Here is a 15,670-nt window from a genome sequence, read left to right on the forward strand (position 1 = left end):
CAGGCGCTTCGTCATGTTGAATCAAGCTATTCCAGGCTCAGATCAGCGTAGCCCGGAGCCTACTTCTGTTACTGAGCACCTCGCAAATCACGAACTTGATGGAGAGGTCGTCGGCATTCGCGGTGGCGTTGTTGACGTTCTTTTTCCGCAGGACTCTCCGCGTATTCACGATTTGCTTTACGCCGGTAATCTGGCGATGGAAGTCACGTCACTGCTGGAAAGCGGCGCCGTGCGCTGTATGGCGCTGGCACCGGTACGCGGGCTGGGCCTGGGGGTTTCTGTGCGTGCCACCGGCGCACCCATCCAGGTTCCGGTAGGAGACGCTGTTTTGGGCCGCATGCTGAACGTCTTCGGCGAGCCCATTGATAACAAACCCGCCCCTGCTACCGACATTCGCCGTTCTATTCACCAACCACCACCGGCGCTGGAAGACCGAGTGGTGCACAGCGATATTCTGGAAACCGGCATCAAGGCCATTGACCTGCTGTCGCCTATCGAGCGCGGCGGCAAAACCGGTTTGTTTGGCGGCGCCGGTGTGGGCAAAACCGTGCTGATCACCGAGCTGATTAACAACACCGTGCAGGAATACGAGGGCGTCAGCCTGTTTTGCGGTATTGGCGAACGCTCCCGTGAAGCCGAAGAACTCTACCGGGAAATGGGCGACGCCGGAGTGCGCGACAAAACCGTGATGGTGTTCGGGCAAATGAATGAGGCTCCCGGCGTGCGCTTTCTGGTGGGCAAAACAGCGCTCACCATGGCCGAATATTTCCGTGACGATAAAAAGCAGGACGTTCTTCTGCTGATCGATAACATTTTCCGCTTTGTTCAAGCAGGCTCGGAAGTATCCGGCTTGATGGGCCGCATGCCGTCACGGGTGGGCTACCAGCCCACACTGGCCACCGAACTGGCCACCTTGGAGGAGCGCATAACCTCCACCCGCAACGGTTCCATCACCTCTATTCAGGCGGTATACGTGCCGGCGGATGACTTCACCGACCCTGCTGCTGCGCATATTTTTTCGCACCTGTCTGCTTCGGTGGTGCTGTCGCGCAAACGCGCCAGCGAAGGTTTGTACCCAGCGGTCGATCCTCTTGCCTCGGCTTCTGTGATGCTGACGCCCGCGGTTGTCGGCCAGCGCCACTACGACATCGCCCGCGCGGTGCGGCGCACCCTGGCCGATTATGAAGACCTGCGGGACATTATTTCCATGCTGGGTATGGAAGAACTGTCAGCCGCCGATCGCGCCGTTGTGGCGCGGGCGCGACGTTTGGAACGCTATCTGACCCAGCCGTTCTTCACCATTGGTTCGGCCGACGGCGCCAACGGCAGGCGCGTGCCCATCAAAGACACACTGAACGACTGCGAAACCATCCTCAACCAGACCGAGTTCAACGATAACGAAAGCGACTATTATATGATCGGCTCGCTGAAAGATCTGGCGCCCTCGTCATGAGCCTGGCCAACGTGATGACGGTTACCTTGAGACTGCCTACCCGCACTCTGTTCGAAGGCCGCGCACAACGGCTATTTGCCACCGCCGTCAACGGTGCGTTTGGCATGCTGCCCAACCATACCGACTTTGTCACCGCACTGGTGCCGTCTGTGCTGATTCTGACCGACGAAACCGGTGACGAGCTGTTTTTTGGTATCGACGAGGGCCTGCTGGTGAAAACCGGCCATCAGGTAGACATCGCCATTCGCCGGGGTGTTCAGGGCGACAGTCTGGACACCCTGAACGACACCATACAAACGGCCTTTGTGGAGGTAGACGAAGAAGAGCGGGTAGCCCGGTCAGCGCTATCACGGTTGGAAGCCAACATTGTCCGACGCTTTGGCGACTTACGGAAGCCCGCGTTATGAGCAGCCGCAAAGACCGTTCTGCCGACGACATCCGCCGCAGCACTGAACGACTTCAGCGCGCCCGCAAACAGCCCGGAACCAGTCCATTAAGAGGCATCGGTGCCTTTGGCATGATTGGCTGGTCAGTAGCGGTACCCGCCGTTGCGGGGGCGTTTCTGGGGTTATGGCTGAACAAGGTAGCGCCGCAGAATTTTTCCTGGCCTATCGCGCTGATTTTGGGGGGTATTGTGGTGGGCGCCATGATCGCCTGGAACTGGATTGACAAAGAAACCCCAAAAGCCGGCGGCGATAATAACCACACAGACTCCAGCGAAGGAGACAAACATGACGGTTGACTGGTCAGCTGTATTGCTGGGATTGGCCGTAGGGGTGGCCGTCAGCAGCGTATTTTTTGTCGGGCTGGCCTGGGGTATGAAACGCGCTCTGCGTTCGCGCCAGCCCGAAGCCCTGTTATTGCTCAGCGCGACCGTGCGCATCGCCATGCTGCTGGGCGTCGGTTTCTGGCTTGCCACCAGCAGTGCCACAGCCTGGCCCATGGCCGGTTTCGCCCTGGCATTTTTGTTAGTGCGCATGGTCGCGCTGCGTTGGGCCAGAAACCGTGAAACCACACCTTTAGCGGAACAAGAGGGCGCGTAATGCAGTTTTCACCGGACAACACCATTGTGCTCACCCTCGGTGGCTGGGGCTTGAACGCGACCATCGTGAATACCTGGATTGTGATGGTATTGCTGGTGGGCATTTCCTGGTTTGTGACTCGCAACCTGCGCGCAGACGTGCCGCCCGACCGCCTACGTACTGCGCTGGAAGTGATCGTAAAACTGATTCAGGGCCAGATTGAGGAAGTCACTCAGAATTCAGCCCGCCACGTGATGTACTTCGCCGGCACTCTATTTCTGTTTATTGCGCTATCGAATCTGATGCTGGTGATTCCCGGCTTTTCGCCGCCCACCTCGTCGTTGTCGACCACCATGGCCCTGGCACTGTCGGTGCTGGTCGCCGTTCCGGTATTCAGCATTGCCAGCGGCGGCGTAAAAAGCTACCTGCGAACCTTTATTGAACCTTCGGTCATCATGCTACCGTTCAATATCATCAGCGAATTTTCCCGTGGTATCTCGCTGGCTATCCGCCTTTACGGAAACGTGATGAGCGGGGCCGTTATTGCCGCCATTCTACTGACCGTCGCACCGTTTTTCTTCCCGGTGCTGATGGACATGCTGGGCCTTCTCACCGGCATGATCCAGGCCTACATCTTCGCCATTCTGGCCACCGTCTATATTTCTTCTGCTACCGCGGAAAAAGAGCCATCAGCTTTAAATAAAGAGCCATTAGCTTTGAATAAAGAGCAAAAAGTCTTACCCAAACAAACACAGCCGCCGTCCCACAACGAGGAACAATCATGACCGATCTTGCCATTATCGCGGCAATCTCTATTTTTACCGCCGGTTTCACCATAGCGATTGGCTGCATAGGGCCGTCCCTGGCTGAAGGGCGCGCGGCCGCGGCCGCTATTGCCGCCATTGCCCAGCAGCCAGACGCTGCGCCTACTCTGTCCCGTACCCTGTTCGTCAGCCTGGCGATGATTGAATCCACCGCCATTTACTGTTTTGTGGTGGCGATGATTCTTATCTTCGCCAACCCGTTTTGGGATGCTGCGGTACAGGCAGCGACGGTAACCGCCAGCTAGCCTGCCATTTGGCTGATTCACCCAACAGGTTAACCACTATGTCCATTGACTGGATTACCGTTTTGGCACAACTCGCCAACTTTCTGGTGCTGGTGTGGCTGCTGAAACGCTTCTTGTACCGCCCTATTCTGGACGGTATTGACGCGCGCGAAGCTGAAATCACCAAAAGCATGGCCGCCGCCGGTGAAGCTCAGCAAAAAGCACAAGCCGCACAAGCCGACTTCCAGCAGCAGAAAAAACAGCTGCAGTCTGACCAGGACGCCATGATTCAGAAAGCGCTGCGCGATACTGAAGGCCAGCGCGACAGCCTTTTGGCAGAAGCCCGCGCCCGGCTGGAGCAGGAACAACAAGACTGGCATAAACACCTGGAACGGGAACGCGAAAGATTCACCGCCAGGCTACAGCGGGCCGGACAGGAGACCCTGTTGGAACTCACCCGCAAGGCCCTTCGTGACCTGGCCGATGAAACTCTGGAACAGGCCATAGTGCGCCATGTTGGCAAACGCCTGGAACCGTTAGTAGACGAATTGAAAAAAGCGGCAGCGGGCAGCACCCAAGCCATCGCAACCACCCGCGAGCCCTTGCCAGAGGCCGCACAATCACAGCTAAAAACCGATCTCGAAAAACTGCTGCCAGCCATGGCGCTGAGCTTCGAGACCGATGCGGATCAGGCTCCCGGACTGATTCTGCGAATAGGCGGTGCCCAAGTCGCGTGGACGGTTGACAGTTATACCGACGAATTTGGTGCCCTGCTAAACGAGCGTCTGACCACCGGCGCTTCAGGCCGGGCAAAAGCTGAGGCTGAATGATTCCCTATGAGCGATAGAGACAGCAGCAGCGACGTCAACAACGTTAACAACAGCCAGGCGCAAAACCCTGCCAGCGCGCAGCCTCAGAGCCAGAGCCAGGATTTCGAACAGCAGTTCCAGCGCTGGCAGCAAGACCTGCTGGCCACACCAACACCCGCACCCGTGCTGACCGAGGTGGGTCGCGTTATCGAAGTGGGTGATGGCGTAGCCGTAGTGACCGGTCTGGCTCGCGCCCTGGCGGATGAGTTGCTGATATTTGCGTCCGGCGTACGCGGCATTGTGCTGGACCTTGAGCCCGGCCGGCTGGGCGTTATTCTGCTTGGACCATCGGAACACATCCGCCTTGGCGAAGACGTGCGGCGCACCCGCACGGTGATCAGCGTACCCGTTGGCCCCGCCCTGTTGGGCCGTGTTGTGAATGCCATCGGCCTTCCCCGCGACGGCCTTGGGGCTATCGCGGCAGTCGCCGAGCACCCGGTGGAGGCCGAAGCGCCCGGCGTGTTGAGCCGCTCGGCCATTTTCAAGCCGCTGGCGACCGGCATCAAAGCCATAGACGCCGCCGTGCCGGTGGGCCTGGGCCAGCGCGAACTGATCATCGGTGATCGCCAAACCGGCAAGACCTCCATCGCGGTGGACACCATGCTCAATCAGATACGGTCCGACGTGATGTGTATCTATTGCGCCATTGGCCAGCGCGGCGACGCCGTGTCACGGGTGATAGACGCGCTAAAAAAAGGCGACATGATGGCCCGCAGCATCGTGATGTCGGCAGGCGATGAGGAAACACCAGGTCTGGCTTACATCGCCCCCTATGCTGCCATGACCATGGCGGAGTATTTTTGCGATCAGGGCCGCGATGTATTGATCATATTTGATGATCTGACCCACCACGCACGCTCCTATCGCGAATTGTCGTTATTGCTGCGCCGGCCACCGGGGCGTGAGGCATTTCCAGGCGACATCTTCTACGTTCACGCCCGCCTGCTTGAACGGGCCGGCCAGTTTACCGAAGAGGTGGGCGGTGGCTCTATTACCGCTCTTCCGGTCGTCGAAACCCAGGCCGAGAATCTGTCTGCGTATATTCCCACTAACCTGATCTCCATCACCGATGGCCAGATTTACCTGTCGCCACAGCTGGTGCAGAAAAACCAATTCCCGGCGGTGCATCAGGGGCTGTCGGTGTCCCGCGTGGGTAGCAAGGCCCAGAGCCGGGCCCTGCGCAAGGTCGCCGGCAACCTGCGGGTGACTCTGTCGCAATTTGAAGAACTGGAAGACTTTGCCCGCTTTGGTACGCGGCTGGATGACGCGACCCGCGCCCGCCTGAAGCGCGGTGCGGCGGTACGCAACTCCCTGCGCCAGGCCGAGCGCGACCCGATGCCGGCGGTTGAGCAACTTGCGGTGCTGATTGCGGCCATGGAAGGCTTACTTGACGGCCTGGAAGAGCAGCCACTGGTAGACGCCATGCAGCGCATCCGCGCGCTGGCCAAGAAGCAGTTGCAGGAGATTGAACAACGCATAGCGGACGACAAAGAGTTACGGCCAGAGGACAGCGAGCGGGTGATCGCTATGGTTCGTTCGGCCCTGGAAACTGATTTTGAGACTGATTTGGGGACTGATTTGGAGGCAAGGAATGGCCCAATCTCTTGAAGCACTGGAGCGCCACAGCGACACGCTGACCAGCATCCGTGGCATTGTGCACACCATGAAAACCCTGTCGGCCATTAACGCCTCGCCCTACGAGCGCGCAGCGCGTTCCATAGAGGCCTACCACCAGACTATTTTGCAGGGCTTTGCGGCGTTTGCGTACCGTACCGGTGGGCTCAGCCTGAAACAGGACGCCAGCGCCGAACAGCTGATCGTGGTGTTTGGCACAGACCACGGCCTGTGCGGCAACTACAACGAAAGCTTGGCGCAGTTGGTGAAACAGCACCAAAACGCCCAAAGCGCCGGCAAGCCGCGCCTGCTGTGCATTGGTGCGCAAATGCAGGATGCCCTCACCGATCAGGACTTGAAACCGGAGGCTACGTTACTACCGCCCGCCTCCGCCGACGGCATTGGCCGCTTGGCCGGCGATATTGTCACCCGCATTGACGCTCTCAGCCGTGGCCAGTCCCTGTTAGGCGTCGGCGTGACCCTGGCGTTCACCCAGCGCGGTGATCACGGCACCCGCGAACCCGTCACCCGGCGCCTGCTGCCACTGGAGCCAGCACTGTTACAAAGCACCAAGCGCTGGAACTCCCGGGCGCTGCCAGATTACACCATGGCCGCCGACGCGCTGTTGTCGTCGCTGATTCGCAGCCACATCTTTGCCAGCGTATTTCGCGCCTCGGCCGAAGCCATGGTGACTGAAAACGCTGCGCGCCTGGCGCTGATGCAGCAGGCCGAGCAGTCGGTGGATGAGCGTATTGACGTTGTAACGGGAGATTTGCGCTCTGTGCGCCAGACCGAAATTACCAACGAACTGATGGATGTGATTATTGGGTTTGAAGCACTGAAAAAAAAGCCAAAAAAACGCAACCAACCACCCATTACTTCATGACGCAACCTTTGCATTAAGAAAACGCCGAATCACCGGCAGCTGCTTAAGCATCGCTTTATCAACAATGCGCGGCAGTATCCCGTTAATCACCACAAACAATTTTTCGGGCCAGCCGAGAAATCGGCGGCGATCACCGTTTTCCATAGCTTTCAGAATGGCTGTTGCCACCGCCTGGGGCGTGTCAACGCGGTTGCCAAGCGCACGATTCAACTCGTTCACCGCTTCCGCATTCATGTCGGTGGCGGTGGCCCTGGGCGCCACGTACACCACCTGCACAGCGGTATCCGCTAACTCCCGGCGCAGAGCCTCGGTAAACCCCCGCAGGCCAAACTTGGTGGCGCAATAGGCGGTATAGCCGGGGAAGCCTATGCTGCCAAAGGTCGACCCCACAAACACCAGCGCGCCGCTGCCCGCCTTCTCGAATCTGGGGGCAAAGTGCCTGGCCACCAGCATGGCCGAGCGCAGGTTCACGTTAAGTTGGGCATCGAGCTCTTCAACCGACATCCTCGCCAGTTCGGCAAAGCGATTCTGACCGGCGCAATGAATCACGCCGTCGATCTCCGGGTAGGCCTCCGTCAGGCGCGCCAGCTGTTGGTCCAGATCAACAGCTGCCAGGTCCAGATACACCGGCGACACGCCTTCTAAATGACCGATACGTTCCGGGTGGCGCGAGGCTACGATGACACGGCTGCCTGCCCGAACCAGCGGCTCTACCAATGCCTTGCCAATACCCCCGGTGCCTCCCAACAGGAGAAAAACCCGATCATGCAACTTCATGCTGCTGCTCCTTACGCGTGACCGGCAGCGGAATGCTGTGCAACATATCGCCGTAGAGCCGGTATACCACGCGGGCAGAATCAATAATGGCCTGCTGGTCGGTCGGGTCGGTAATGCCGTCCATCAGGTTGCGGAAAAACTCGAAGTGCTCCTGATCGAGAGCGCCATGGGAGTACAGATAACTGAACGCCTGATTCGGAAGCCCAAGGATTTTCTGAATCTGCTCGGCCAGCGGCGTGGCCAGCTCTATGGAGGTGCCTTCAAGCACTTGAACCATGCCAAAGAACGCCGCCGGATTGCCCCGGTTAATCTGGTCGTACAGGTACGCCACCATAAGCTCTATGGACACATCCGGCTTGCCCGTGCGAATCGCTTCCTTGTCGGCGTTGCAGGCGTCCAGATCATTCAGTATCCACTCGTCGTGGCCGTACTCCTCGTCAATGTATTCAACCAGCGCCTTGCGAACGAACTCCATCCGCGAGGGCAGTTTTGCGCCACAAGCCATCATTAACGGCACCGTGTGCTTAACGTGGTGAAAGGCTTGGGTCAGAAACCAGGTATAGGACTCCAGGCTGAAACAGCCTTCGCCAATCGCTTTCACAACCGGCGCGCCGCTAACATGGGCCCGTGCTTGTGCTGTTTCTTGCTGCAATCTGTCAAAAAATGCCATGTGGAATTCTCCTGATGGGTTGGCTAACGATGTCGACATAGATAAAGGAAAGGCTTTTGCCAACAGGGTCGGCAGATGGGCCTGAATGGTCAACCGCACCGGGCGGCCATTTGCGGTGATGTACCCTTCGGACTGGCTCAGCGGCTGGCGGCGGATATACACCGTAGCCAGGCGGGCATAATCCGGTAAGCGTTGATTGAGTTGACGCAATGCGCTGGCGAGGTCGCCTGGCGAGCGCCCGTCTGTCACCGTTATCAGTGCCATTGGCTGCGGCTCACCGTCGCCGAACACCACGGCCTGGCGAATGCCCAGGCTCTGAATAAGCTCACTTTCCAGCCACTCCGGGCTAATATTGCGGCCAAAGCTGGTGATCAGCAGATTCTTCGAACGGCCATTAACCGTCAGAAAACCATTCGGGCTGAGCGCGCCCAGGTCACCGGTATCCAGCCATTCGCCCTGCCCCGGCTCGTCGCCTAGATAGCCCAAATGGGTGTTACCGCGAACCAGAATGTGACCGTCAGAATCCACCTTGATATCGACATGAGACAGGGGTTTACCCACGCTACCCTCACACTCGGCAGCCGGCACGTTCAACGCCACCACAGAGCTGCACTCCGACAAGCCATAACCTTCGTACAATGGCAGGCCAGCAGCGCGGCCACGGGCCAGCAACTCGGCAGATACCCGGCCACCACCAACGGCCATAAAACGCAATGAGCGGCTGTTCAGCTGCCCCTGCTCGGCGGCACTGACCAGTGCCATCGCCAGCTCCGGCACCGAAATCAGCGATTGAGGTTGATGTTGATTGATTCCCGCAACCAGCTTGCCCAGGTTCAAGCCGCTGCTGCCGGTCATGCCCAACTGCGCCAACGGCTCCACCATGACCGTAGCTCCCATAAGCAACGGCAGGTAAACGCCGGCAATATTCTCCAGAAGGGTCGCAAGCGGCAAAATGCATAAATGCGTTTGTAATTCGACGCCCGCCAGCCGTTCTTTCAGGGCCAAAGTCGTTGCTGTCATCTGCGCCACCGACAGGCACACACCTTTAGGGGTACCGGTACTGCCGGAGGTGAAGGTGATTTTCGCTGTGCCTTTAGGTATCGGCGGTGCTGCAACAACCGGCAGCGGGCGCAGCCAGACACCCTGGCCCAGAGGCTCGCTGCCGTCTGCTTCTTCGCTGCACAGCAAGCTGTCCAGGCCCGCATGTTCAATAAGGTGGGCAACTTGGGATTCGGAGAAAAACACCGGCACCGGCACACAAACCACGCCGGCCAACAAACAGGCAAGGTCGGCCAGTACCCAGCCAATGGTGTTGTCGCCGCACACACCGGCACGCTTTATGCCCCGTACGCTCAGCTGTTCGGCCATCGCTTCTGCCGCCTGCATCATCTGCTGATAGCTGAACTCCGCTTCCGGCCCACGTAAGGCAATACGTGACGGGTGCGCCAGTGCCTGACGTTTGAGCAGTTCAGGCAAGGCGGCCATAAGCATCCTCCTGCTGTAAACTGTCAGAACCGTCTGAACCGATGTCGAATGACGCCGGCTGAATCCGCCGTAGCAGCCCCACCTGCTGCAAAGCGCCGAGGCTATCGGCCACTTTGATCGCCATCACCACGGGTTGATGGTCGTAATAGCGCCCCCAGCCAGCGCCACCATCGGGCAAACTCGCCGGGTTCGCATTAGCCAGCACCTGGGTGGCAATACCCATTCGGTGAAAACTGTTGCGCAGCTGATCGGTGCCGGTACACACCACCCAGTCATAACCCGCGCCCTGCAGCCACACTGTCAATGAGGCAAACAAGTGTCTGCTGACACCGGCTTCTACCCCAGCCAAGTGTGCAATCTCTGCAATTTTGCTGCGCGCAATTCCCGCCGACGGCATTACCGATTCGACCGGAACAGTCAGGTAGTCTTCAAGAAACAGGCGTTCCCGGGCAGCACTACGAACGCCCACCGCAGCCAAAAGCGTGCCCTGAGCCGAGGTCAGTGCCAGCAATAACGGTATCCGCAACGAAGGTTCGGCGCCATAGGCCTGCAAAAACCGCCGCCGAATAAATTGTGCAACCGTAGCCGCCAGAGCGGTATCGGGTGTAATCTCGCTCAACCAGCGCCCGGCACAACGAAGGGCCGGAACCAGCTCCGGCGAATCCGGTGGACAGTGTATGGACATTGTAAGCGGGTCGCTCATATGCATTCTCCAACAGCTCCTGGGCGGGGCGCCCGACATCATGAGCCATCAGATTAGACAGCAAGCCTTAACCCAGCCTTAAGCTCTGGCGCCAGAATTCTTAAACCGGCCTTAAGGTTTTGACGATTTTTCCCAACACGGGTCCCGCTTGATGCGCATATTACTGGTAGAAGACGACCACCTTTTGGGCAGCACCATGCTGGACATGCTGAGGGCAGACCAGCACACCGTAGACTGGCTGGACGATGGCCAGCAGGCGCTGAATGCACTGGTGGATGAGCATTTTGACCTCGCCATACTGGATTTGACCCTGCCCAGGGTAGACGGCCTCGATATCGTTCGACATACCCGAAAAAAGGGCAATCAACTGCCCATTATCATTCTGACCGCCAGGGCTGAACTTGAGGAAAAACTGCAGGGCCTGGATGCAGGCGCAGACGATTACCTGACCAAACCCTTTGCCATGGCCGAGCTCAAGGCCCGAATTCGGGCCGTTACCCGCCGCAGATCAGCCACAAACCGGGACCAACTGATTGTGGGCCAGCTAACACTGGACCCGGCTTCAGCACAGCTAACCACCGGCACAGACACCGCAACCCTGCCGCGCAGCGAGTTTCAGATTCTTCAGTACATGATGCGTCACCCTGATCAGGTTGCCACCCGCAGGCGCCTGGAAGAGCAGCTCTATGGCTGGGAACCGGGCGCAGAGAGTAATGCCCTGGAAGTGCACATTCACCATCTGCGTCGTCGGGTAGGCAAAGCCACCATCAGAACGATCCGCGGCGTCGGGTATTTACTGGATAGCCAGGCAGCCTCCGGAGTGCCAGAATGTCTCTGACTCGCACCCTCACGCTGCTTGTTACCTCCACCGTGCTTTTAATCGCCCTGATCGCCGCTGCCTGGAGTTACGTTGAAAGCAATCATGAGCTGGAAGAGCTGTTCGACGCCGAATTGGCGCAGAGTACGCGCATTGTGCAAGGGCTGGTTCGCCACTTGGCAGACACCCAGTCAATGGAGCAGTTACCGCAAACCCTGCGCGAAACGCTGACACTGTCTATTGCTGAAGACATTGACCCGGAAGCAGGCGGTGACGAAATTCTGCCCGGTGGTGCAGGGCACAAATACGAGAAGAAACTGGCCTTTGAAGTCTGGACGCCCGACCGCATACCCCTGTTGAGTACGCTCAACGCCGATGACGCTGAAGGCTTGGCTCCGGGCTATTCATGGGCCGAATCCGAGGGCTATCGTTGGCGGGTGTTCACACTTAAAGACGCGACCACGGGCTTTTGGATCCGCACCGCCCAGCGCGAGGAAATTCGCGAGGAACTGAGCCAGGAACTGGCCCTGGGTAACGTTCTGCCCTTACTCCTCGCCTTGCCGTTACTGCTGCTGGCTGCAAGCGCTGCCATTCGAATCGGGCTTCGCCCCCTACTAAGGCTGGAGCGCCCCATACGCAATATGGCACCGGAACGCATCCATCCCCTTGATGACCGGCAGGCACCAAAAGAAGTTGCAGGGCTGGTGCAGGCCGTGAACAGTATGCTCAAGCGGCTGAACCAGGCTCTGGAACGGGAACGGCGTTTTTCAGCCGATGCCGCCCATGAATTGCGAACACCGCTGGCCGCCTTGCGACTGAACCTTGAAAAAGCCTGTGATAGCAATCCACAGCAGTTCAACACCCTGATCCAGTCCGTTGACCGCATGACACATCTGGTAGAGCAAATGCTGTTGCTGAATCGGGTCGACTCGGGCGCCGATTTTTCGCCGCAATACCATAATCTGTCTGAGATACTCGAGCAGAGTATTGCCGATGTGGCACCGCTGGCACTGAAAAAGAACATTGAGCCGGTATTACAGGACGATGCCGGCGAAGCCCTGGTGTGTTGCCACAACGCCCTAATCAACACCCTGATGCGATCCCTGCTGGCCAACGCGATCCAATACAGCCCACAACACACGGTGGTGGAAACCCGCTTGGTGCCCTCCGCAGACGGCTATCACGTTACTGTTTGCGATCAGGGCCCCGGCATTGCGACTGCGGACCGGGAACGGGCGCTTAGCCGTTTCGTGCGGCTTGACCAAAGGATGGGTGGCGGCGCGGGGCTGGGATTGGCTATTGCGCGGCGAATTGCGGAACTCCACGGCGGCCAACTGACCCTGAACACGCGACCCGACGGCCAGACCGGGCTCTGTGTCAGCCTTTGGCTGCCGGCGCGCACGGCGCTTTGCAATAGTACAAAATAGCAGCAGTGCAGAACGGCAATGGAGAGCGGCAATGGAGAGCTGCAACGGTGAACGTTAATGGAAACCGGGTTTTAAGATTTCAACGCATTCAAGAGCGTTTCATCGTCCACCGGCTGCCCCCAGCGATTGCCGTGCATCAACTCGGCCAGGGGCAGGCGCGAACGCCAGCCTTTGGCCTGAAGCTCGGGCTGGTCCAGAAACTCGCTGACGTAGCCAAGGCACAAATAGGCCAGCGGATACACGTTATCCGGCAGGTTCAGAATGCATGCCAGTGTGGTTTGATCGACAATGCTCACCCAGCCTACGCCTATGCCTTCCGCCCGCGCCGCCAGCCATAAGTTCTGTACCGCCAGGCAAGTGCTGAACAAGTCCATCTCCACAATGGAACTGCGCCCCAGCACATGGGTGCCACCACGGCTGCGATCGCAGGTAATGCAGAGATTTAAGGGGCTTTCGACAATGCCCTGCAGTTTCAGGCTGCGGTAGGTTTCCTGCTGATCGCCGCTGTAGTTGTTCGCGGCTTTGGCGTTTTCTTCGTGGTAGCTGGCCAGCACCTGCTCGCGCACGTCCAGACTGTCGATCAGGATAAAATCCCAGGGCTGCATAAACCCCACCGACGGTGCATGGTGCGCGGCTTTCAACAGCCGGGCCAATACGGGCCGGGGGATGGGGTCTGGCAAAAACTGGGAGCGCACGTCACGGCGCTCGAAAATAGCGCGATACAGCCCGGCGCGTTCTTCGTCCGTGAAAGGCCGGTTGGGATCACTCATGGCTGCCCCGTCGGGCCAGGCGTGGTCGCCGCTGCCTTCAGCCCCAGCAAGTCGCGCAGCCAGTGGGTATCAAGATGTTGCTCCACCTGATCCGCCAGCCGGTCAAGCTGAGCCAGGCGATGTTGCTGATAGTCTACCGCAGCGTCTGAGTGATCCAGCCCGGCCCATTGCAGCACGGCATCACAACCCCCAGGCTCATCAAAAATTCCGTGTACATAGGTGCCCGCTATCTGACCGTCAGCACTGATAGCTCCTTCGTTTTTGCCGTTCATCCGGCCTAATGGGCGCGCCAGAGCCGCGCCTTCGCTCACACCGTTGTGCATTTCATAGCCGCTAAAACTGGCATCGGGTTGGCCGGAATTCTGCGCTGGCAGGGATATCGTGCCGCAGACGTTTTTGAGCTGCTTGCCGGCCACCATGGTGGTCGTCATATTCAACAGACCCAGGCATTCGGTTGTACCGCTGCTGCCTTCCAGCCCTTCCGGATCGTCCACGCGCTCACCCAGCATTTGAAAGCCACCGCAAATGCCAAACACCTTACCGCCATAGCGCAGGTGTTTTTGGATAGCCTGCGTCCAGCCCTGAGCGTGAAGAAAGGCCATATCGGTGCGGGTGCTTTTGCTGCCGGGCAGAATAATCAGGTCGGCCGCTGGAATGGGTTGGTCCGGGCCAATAAACTGCAGGTTTACGCCGGGATGCAGGCGTAGCGGGTCAAAATCGTTGTGGTTACTGATGCGCGGCAGCACCGGCACAATCACATTCAGGGCGCCGGCTTCGCTTGCGCCGCTGGTGCCAATGCTGTCTTCGGAATCTACAATCAGGCCTTGAAGATACGGCAGTACGCCAATGACCGGTTTTCCAGTGCGCTCAGTCAGCCAGTCCAAGCCTGGCTCCAGCAGAGCGATATCGCCGCGAAAGCGATTGATGATAAAACCTTTTGTGCGGTTTTGTTCGCTGGCGGAAATCAACTCCAGAGTGCCTACCAGCTGGGCAAACACACCGCCACGGTCAATATCGCCCACCAACAGCACCGGGCAATCTGCCGCTTCGGCAAAGCCCATATTGGCGATGTCATTGGCGCGCAGGTTGATTTCAGCGGGGCTGCCGGCGCCTTCGGCGATGATCACATCATAGCGTTGGCTAAGCGCACGCCAGGCGTCCATCACCGCCACCATGGCCTCGGCTTTGTAAGCGTGATAATCCAGCGCGTCCATATTGCCGTGCACCTGGCCGCGCAGAATCACCTGGGCGCCGCAGTCGCTTTGTGGCTTCAGCAATACGGGATTCATATCGCTGTGGGGTTCAAGGCCACACGCCAGCGCTTGCAGTGCTGTCGATCGGCCAATTTCGCCACCGTCTATGGTCACGGCGCTATTCAAGGCCATATTCTGCGGCTTGAACGGCGCCACCGACACACCCTGGCGCGCCAGCCAGCGGCACAAAGCCGCCACCACGGTGGTCTTGCCGGCGTCAGAAGTCGTGCCCTGAATCATCAGTGTAGGCATGGTCTAAAGCTCAACGCCTTTTTGGGCTTTGATGCCCTGATCTTTGAACGCGTGCTTCACCACGCCCATTTCAGTCACGGTGTCGGCCAGGTCAATCAATTCTTGGGGCGCGTTGCGGCCGGTGACCACTACGTGCTGCATCTCGGGCCGGCCTTGCAGGTCGTCCAGTACCCGGTCCAGATCGATGTATTCGTACTTCAGCGCAATGTTCAGTTCGTCCAGCAGAATCATGTCGTAGCTGTCGTCTTTCAGCATGGCCGCGACAATCTCCCACGCAGCCGTAGCAGAGGCCACATCCTGTTCCCGGTTTTGGGTTTCCCAGGTGTAGCCCTGTCCCATCACGTGGTAATCGACACCCGGCAGATTGCGGAAAAAGGCTTCTTCGCCGGTGCTGAAGGCACCTTTGATAAACTGCACCACACCCACTTTCATGCCGTGGCCCAGGGCGCGGGCAACCATGCCAAAGCCGGAGCTGCTTTTGCCTTTACCCGGGCCGGTCAGCACCAGCAAGACGCCTTGCTCTTTCTGGGCGAGGGCAATGCGTTCGTGCATCATTTTCTGCTTGGCCGCCATACGGCGGGCGTGGCGTTCGGGGTCTTTAGCGCGATCTTTCATAGTAGTGTC

At 58.7% G+C, this 15,670-nt stretch carries 17 protein-coding genes; 11 read left to right on the forward strand and 6 right to left on the reverse strand.

Annotated elements, in window-relative coordinates; all coding sequences use genetic code 11:
- Positions 1 to 13 precede the first annotated feature (13 nt).
- From atpD to MIH18_RS11350, 9 genes are read left to right on the forward strand one after another with little or no spacing between them, the layout of a single operon-like run.
- Positions 14 to 1,453: a F0F1 ATP synthase subunit beta gene (gene atpD / locus MIH18_RS11310; protein ID WP_249007223.1), complete on the forward strand. Its 1,440-nt coding sequence runs from the start codon at positions 14 to 16 to the stop codon at positions 1,451 to 1,453.
- Positions 1,450 to 1,860 (forward strand): ATPase, encoded by a 411-nt coding sequence (locus MIH18_RS11315; protein ID WP_249007222.1) that lies wholly within the window; start codon positions 1,450 to 1,452, stop codon positions 1,858 to 1,860. Before atpD ends, MIH18_RS11315 begins: the two co-directional genes overlap by 4 nt.
- Positions 1,857 to 2,195, forward strand: coding sequence for an AtpZ/AtpI family protein (locus tag MIH18_RS11320; RefSeq protein ID WP_249007221.1), 339 nt, complete (start codon positions 1,857 to 1,859; stop codon positions 2,193 to 2,195). The genes MIH18_RS11315 and MIH18_RS11320 overlap by 4 nt, the downstream gene beginning before the upstream one ends.
- The gene (locus MIH18_RS11325) at positions 2,185 to 2,496 is read left to right on the forward strand and encodes an ATP synthase subunit I (RefSeq protein ID WP_249007220.1); all 312 of its coding nucleotides are present in this window, start codon (positions 2,185 to 2,187) and stop codon (positions 2,494 to 2,496) included. Before MIH18_RS11320 ends, MIH18_RS11325 begins: the two co-directional genes overlap by 11 nt.
- Complete coding sequence (locus tag MIH18_RS11330; RefSeq protein ID WP_249007219.1) at positions 2,496 to 3,260, forward strand: F0F1 ATP synthase subunit A; 765 nt, start codon at positions 2,496 to 2,498, stop codon at positions 3,258 to 3,260. The genes MIH18_RS11325 and MIH18_RS11330 overlap by 1 nt, the downstream gene beginning before the upstream one ends.
- Positions 3,257 to 3,544 carry a F0F1 ATP synthase subunit C gene (locus MIH18_RS11335; RefSeq protein ID WP_249007218.1) on the forward strand — a complete coding sequence of 96 codons (288 nt, stop codon included), beginning with the start codon at positions 3,257 to 3,259 and terminating at the stop codon, positions 3,542 to 3,544. The genes MIH18_RS11330 and MIH18_RS11335 overlap by 4 nt, the downstream gene beginning before the upstream one ends.
- Positions 3,545 to 3,582: 38 nt before the next feature.
- A complete protein-coding gene (locus MIH18_RS11340) occupies positions 3,583 to 4,353 on the forward strand; it encodes a F0F1 ATP synthase subunit delta (RefSeq protein WP_249007217.1) in 771 nt (256 codons plus the stop codon).
- 6 nt (positions 4,354 to 4,359) lie between these two features.
- On the forward strand, positions 4,360 to 6,000 hold the full coding sequence (locus MIH18_RS11345) for a F0F1 ATP synthase subunit alpha (RefSeq protein ID WP_249007216.1): 1,641 nt from the start codon (positions 4,360 to 4,362) through the stop codon (positions 5,998 to 6,000).
- Positions 5,984 to 6,892 (forward strand): FoF1 ATP synthase subunit gamma, encoded by a 909-nt coding sequence (locus MIH18_RS11350; protein WP_249007215.1) that lies wholly within the window; start codon positions 5,984 to 5,986, stop codon positions 6,890 to 6,892. The genes MIH18_RS11345 and MIH18_RS11350 overlap by 17 nt, the downstream gene beginning before the upstream one ends.
- Here MIH18_RS11350 and MIH18_RS11355 read toward each other — a convergent pair.
- Genes MIH18_RS11355 through MIH18_RS11365 form a run of 3 tightly spaced genes read right to left on the reverse strand, consistent with a single transcriptional unit; the run spans position 6,887 to position 10,527 of the window.
- Entirely contained in the window at positions 6,887 to 7,669 is a 783-nt protein-coding gene (locus MIH18_RS11355) for an SDR family oxidoreductase (protein ID WP_249007214.1), read from the reverse strand. The genes MIH18_RS11350 and MIH18_RS11355 overlap by 6 nt on opposite strands.
- Complete coding sequence (locus MIH18_RS11360; RefSeq protein WP_249007213.1) at positions 7,656 to 9,824, reverse strand: AMP-binding protein; 2,169 nt, start codon at positions 9,822 to 9,824, stop codon at positions 7,656 to 7,658. The genes MIH18_RS11355 and MIH18_RS11360 overlap by 14 nt, the downstream gene beginning before the upstream one ends.
- Positions 9,808 to 10,527, reverse strand: a complete 720-nt coding sequence (locus tag MIH18_RS11365) for a thermostable hemolysin (RefSeq protein WP_249007212.1) — start codon at positions 10,525 to 10,527, stop codon at positions 9,808 to 9,810. Before MIH18_RS11365 ends, MIH18_RS11360 begins: the two co-directional genes overlap by 17 nt.
- Before the next feature lie 151 nt (positions 10,528 to 10,678).
- Here MIH18_RS11365 and MIH18_RS11370 point away from each other — a divergent pair, with 151 nt between their 5' ends.
- Entirely contained in the window at positions 10,679 to 11,365 is a 687-nt protein-coding gene (locus MIH18_RS11370) for a response regulator transcription factor (RefSeq protein ID WP_249007211.1), read from the forward strand.
- Positions 11,356 to 12,771 carry an ATP-binding protein gene (locus MIH18_RS11375; protein WP_249007210.1) on the forward strand — a complete coding sequence of 472 codons (1,416 nt, stop codon included), beginning with the start codon at positions 11,356 to 11,358 and terminating at the stop codon, positions 12,769 to 12,771. Before MIH18_RS11370 ends, MIH18_RS11375 begins: the two co-directional genes overlap by 10 nt.
- Positions 12,772 to 12,842: 71 nt before the next feature.
- Here the strand turns inward: MIH18_RS11375 and bluB are convergent, their stop codons facing one another.
- Genes bluB through cobO form a run of 3 tightly spaced genes read right to left on the reverse strand, consistent with a single transcriptional unit; the run spans position 12,843 to position 15,661 of the window.
- The gene (gene bluB / locus MIH18_RS11380; RefSeq protein WP_249007209.1) at positions 12,843 to 13,541 is read right to left on the reverse strand and encodes a 5,6-dimethylbenzimidazole synthase; all 699 of its coding nucleotides are present in this window, start codon (positions 13,539 to 13,541) and stop codon (positions 12,843 to 12,845) included.
- Positions 13,538 to 15,046, reverse strand: a complete 1,509-nt coding sequence (locus tag MIH18_RS11385) for a cobyric acid synthase (protein ID WP_249012472.1) — start codon at positions 15,044 to 15,046, stop codon at positions 13,538 to 13,540. Before MIH18_RS11385 ends, bluB begins: the two co-directional genes overlap by 4 nt.
- A gap of 3 nt (positions 15,047 to 15,049) precedes the next feature.
- On the reverse strand, positions 15,050 to 15,661 hold the full coding sequence (cobO, locus tag MIH18_RS11390; RefSeq protein ID WP_249007207.1) for a cob(I)yrinic acid a,c-diamide adenosyltransferase: 612 nt from the start codon (positions 15,659 to 15,661) through the stop codon (positions 15,050 to 15,052).
- Positions 15,662 to 15,670 lie beyond the last annotated feature (9 nt).

Source organism: Marinobacter sp. M3C (assembly GCF_023311895.1).
Taxonomy (GTDB): Bacteria; Pseudomonadota; Gammaproteobacteria; order Pseudomonadales; family Oleiphilaceae; genus Marinobacter.

Bases quoted from the DNA above. Each gene is read 5' to 3' on its own strand.
- MIH18_RS11360 (WP_249007213.1), bottom strand. From the start codon at position 9,824: ATGGCCGCCTTGCCTGAACTGCTCAAACGTCAGGCACTGGCGCACCCG.
- MIH18_RS11330 (WP_249007219.1), top strand. From the start codon at position 2,496: ATGCAGTTTTCACCGGACAACACCATTGTGCTCACCCTCGGTGGCTGG.
- bluB (WP_249007209.1), bottom strand. From the start codon at position 13,541: ATGAGTGATCCCAACCGGCCTTTCACGGACGAAGAACGCGCCGGGCTG.
- MIH18_RS11355 (WP_249007214.1), bottom strand. From the start codon at position 7,669: ATGAAGTTGCATGATCGGGTTTTTCTCCTGTTGGGAGGCACCGGGGGT.
- MIH18_RS11350 (WP_249007215.1), top strand. From the start codon at position 5,984: ATGGCCCAATCTCTTGAAGCACTGGAGCGCCACAGCGACACGCTGACC.
- MIH18_RS11370 (WP_249007211.1), top strand. From the start codon at position 10,679: ATGCGCATATTACTGGTAGAAGACGACCACCTTTTGGGCAGCACCATG.
- MIH18_RS11320 (WP_249007221.1), top strand. From the start codon at position 1,857: ATGAGCAGCCGCAAAGACCGTTCTGCCGACGACATCCGCCGCAGCACT.
- MIH18_RS11375 (WP_249007210.1), top strand. From the start codon at position 11,356: ATGTCTCTGACTCGCACCCTCACGCTGCTTGTTACCTCCACCGTGCTT.
- MIH18_RS11385 (WP_249012472.1), bottom strand. From the start codon at position 15,046: ATGCCTACACTGATGATTCAGGGCACGACTTCTGACGCCGGCAAGACC.
- MIH18_RS11315 (WP_249007222.1), top strand. From the start codon at position 1,450: ATGAGCCTGGCCAACGTGATGACGGTTACCTTGAGACTGCCTACCCGC.
- MIH18_RS11345 (WP_249007216.1), top strand. From the start codon at position 4,360: ATGAGCGATAGAGACAGCAGCAGCGACGTCAACAACGTTAACAACAGC.
- cobO (WP_249007207.1), bottom strand. From the start codon at position 15,661: ATGAAAGATCGCGCTAAAGACCCCGAACGCCACGCCCGCCGTATGGCG.
- MIH18_RS11335 (WP_249007218.1), top strand. From the start codon at position 3,257: ATGACCGATCTTGCCATTATCGCGGCAATCTCTATTTTTACCGCCGGT.
- MIH18_RS11365 (WP_249007212.1), bottom strand. From the start codon at position 10,527: ATGAGCGACCCGCTTACAATGTCCATACACTGTCCACCGGATTCGCCG.
- MIH18_RS11340 (WP_249007217.1), top strand. From the start codon at position 3,583: ATGTCCATTGACTGGATTACCGTTTTGGCACAACTCGCCAACTTTCTG.
- atpD (WP_249007223.1), top strand. From the start codon at position 14: ATGTTGAATCAAGCTATTCCAGGCTCAGATCAGCGTAGCCCGGAGCCT.
- MIH18_RS11325 (WP_249007220.1), top strand. From the start codon at position 2,185: ATGACGGTTGACTGGTCAGCTGTATTGCTGGGATTGGCCGTAGGGGTG.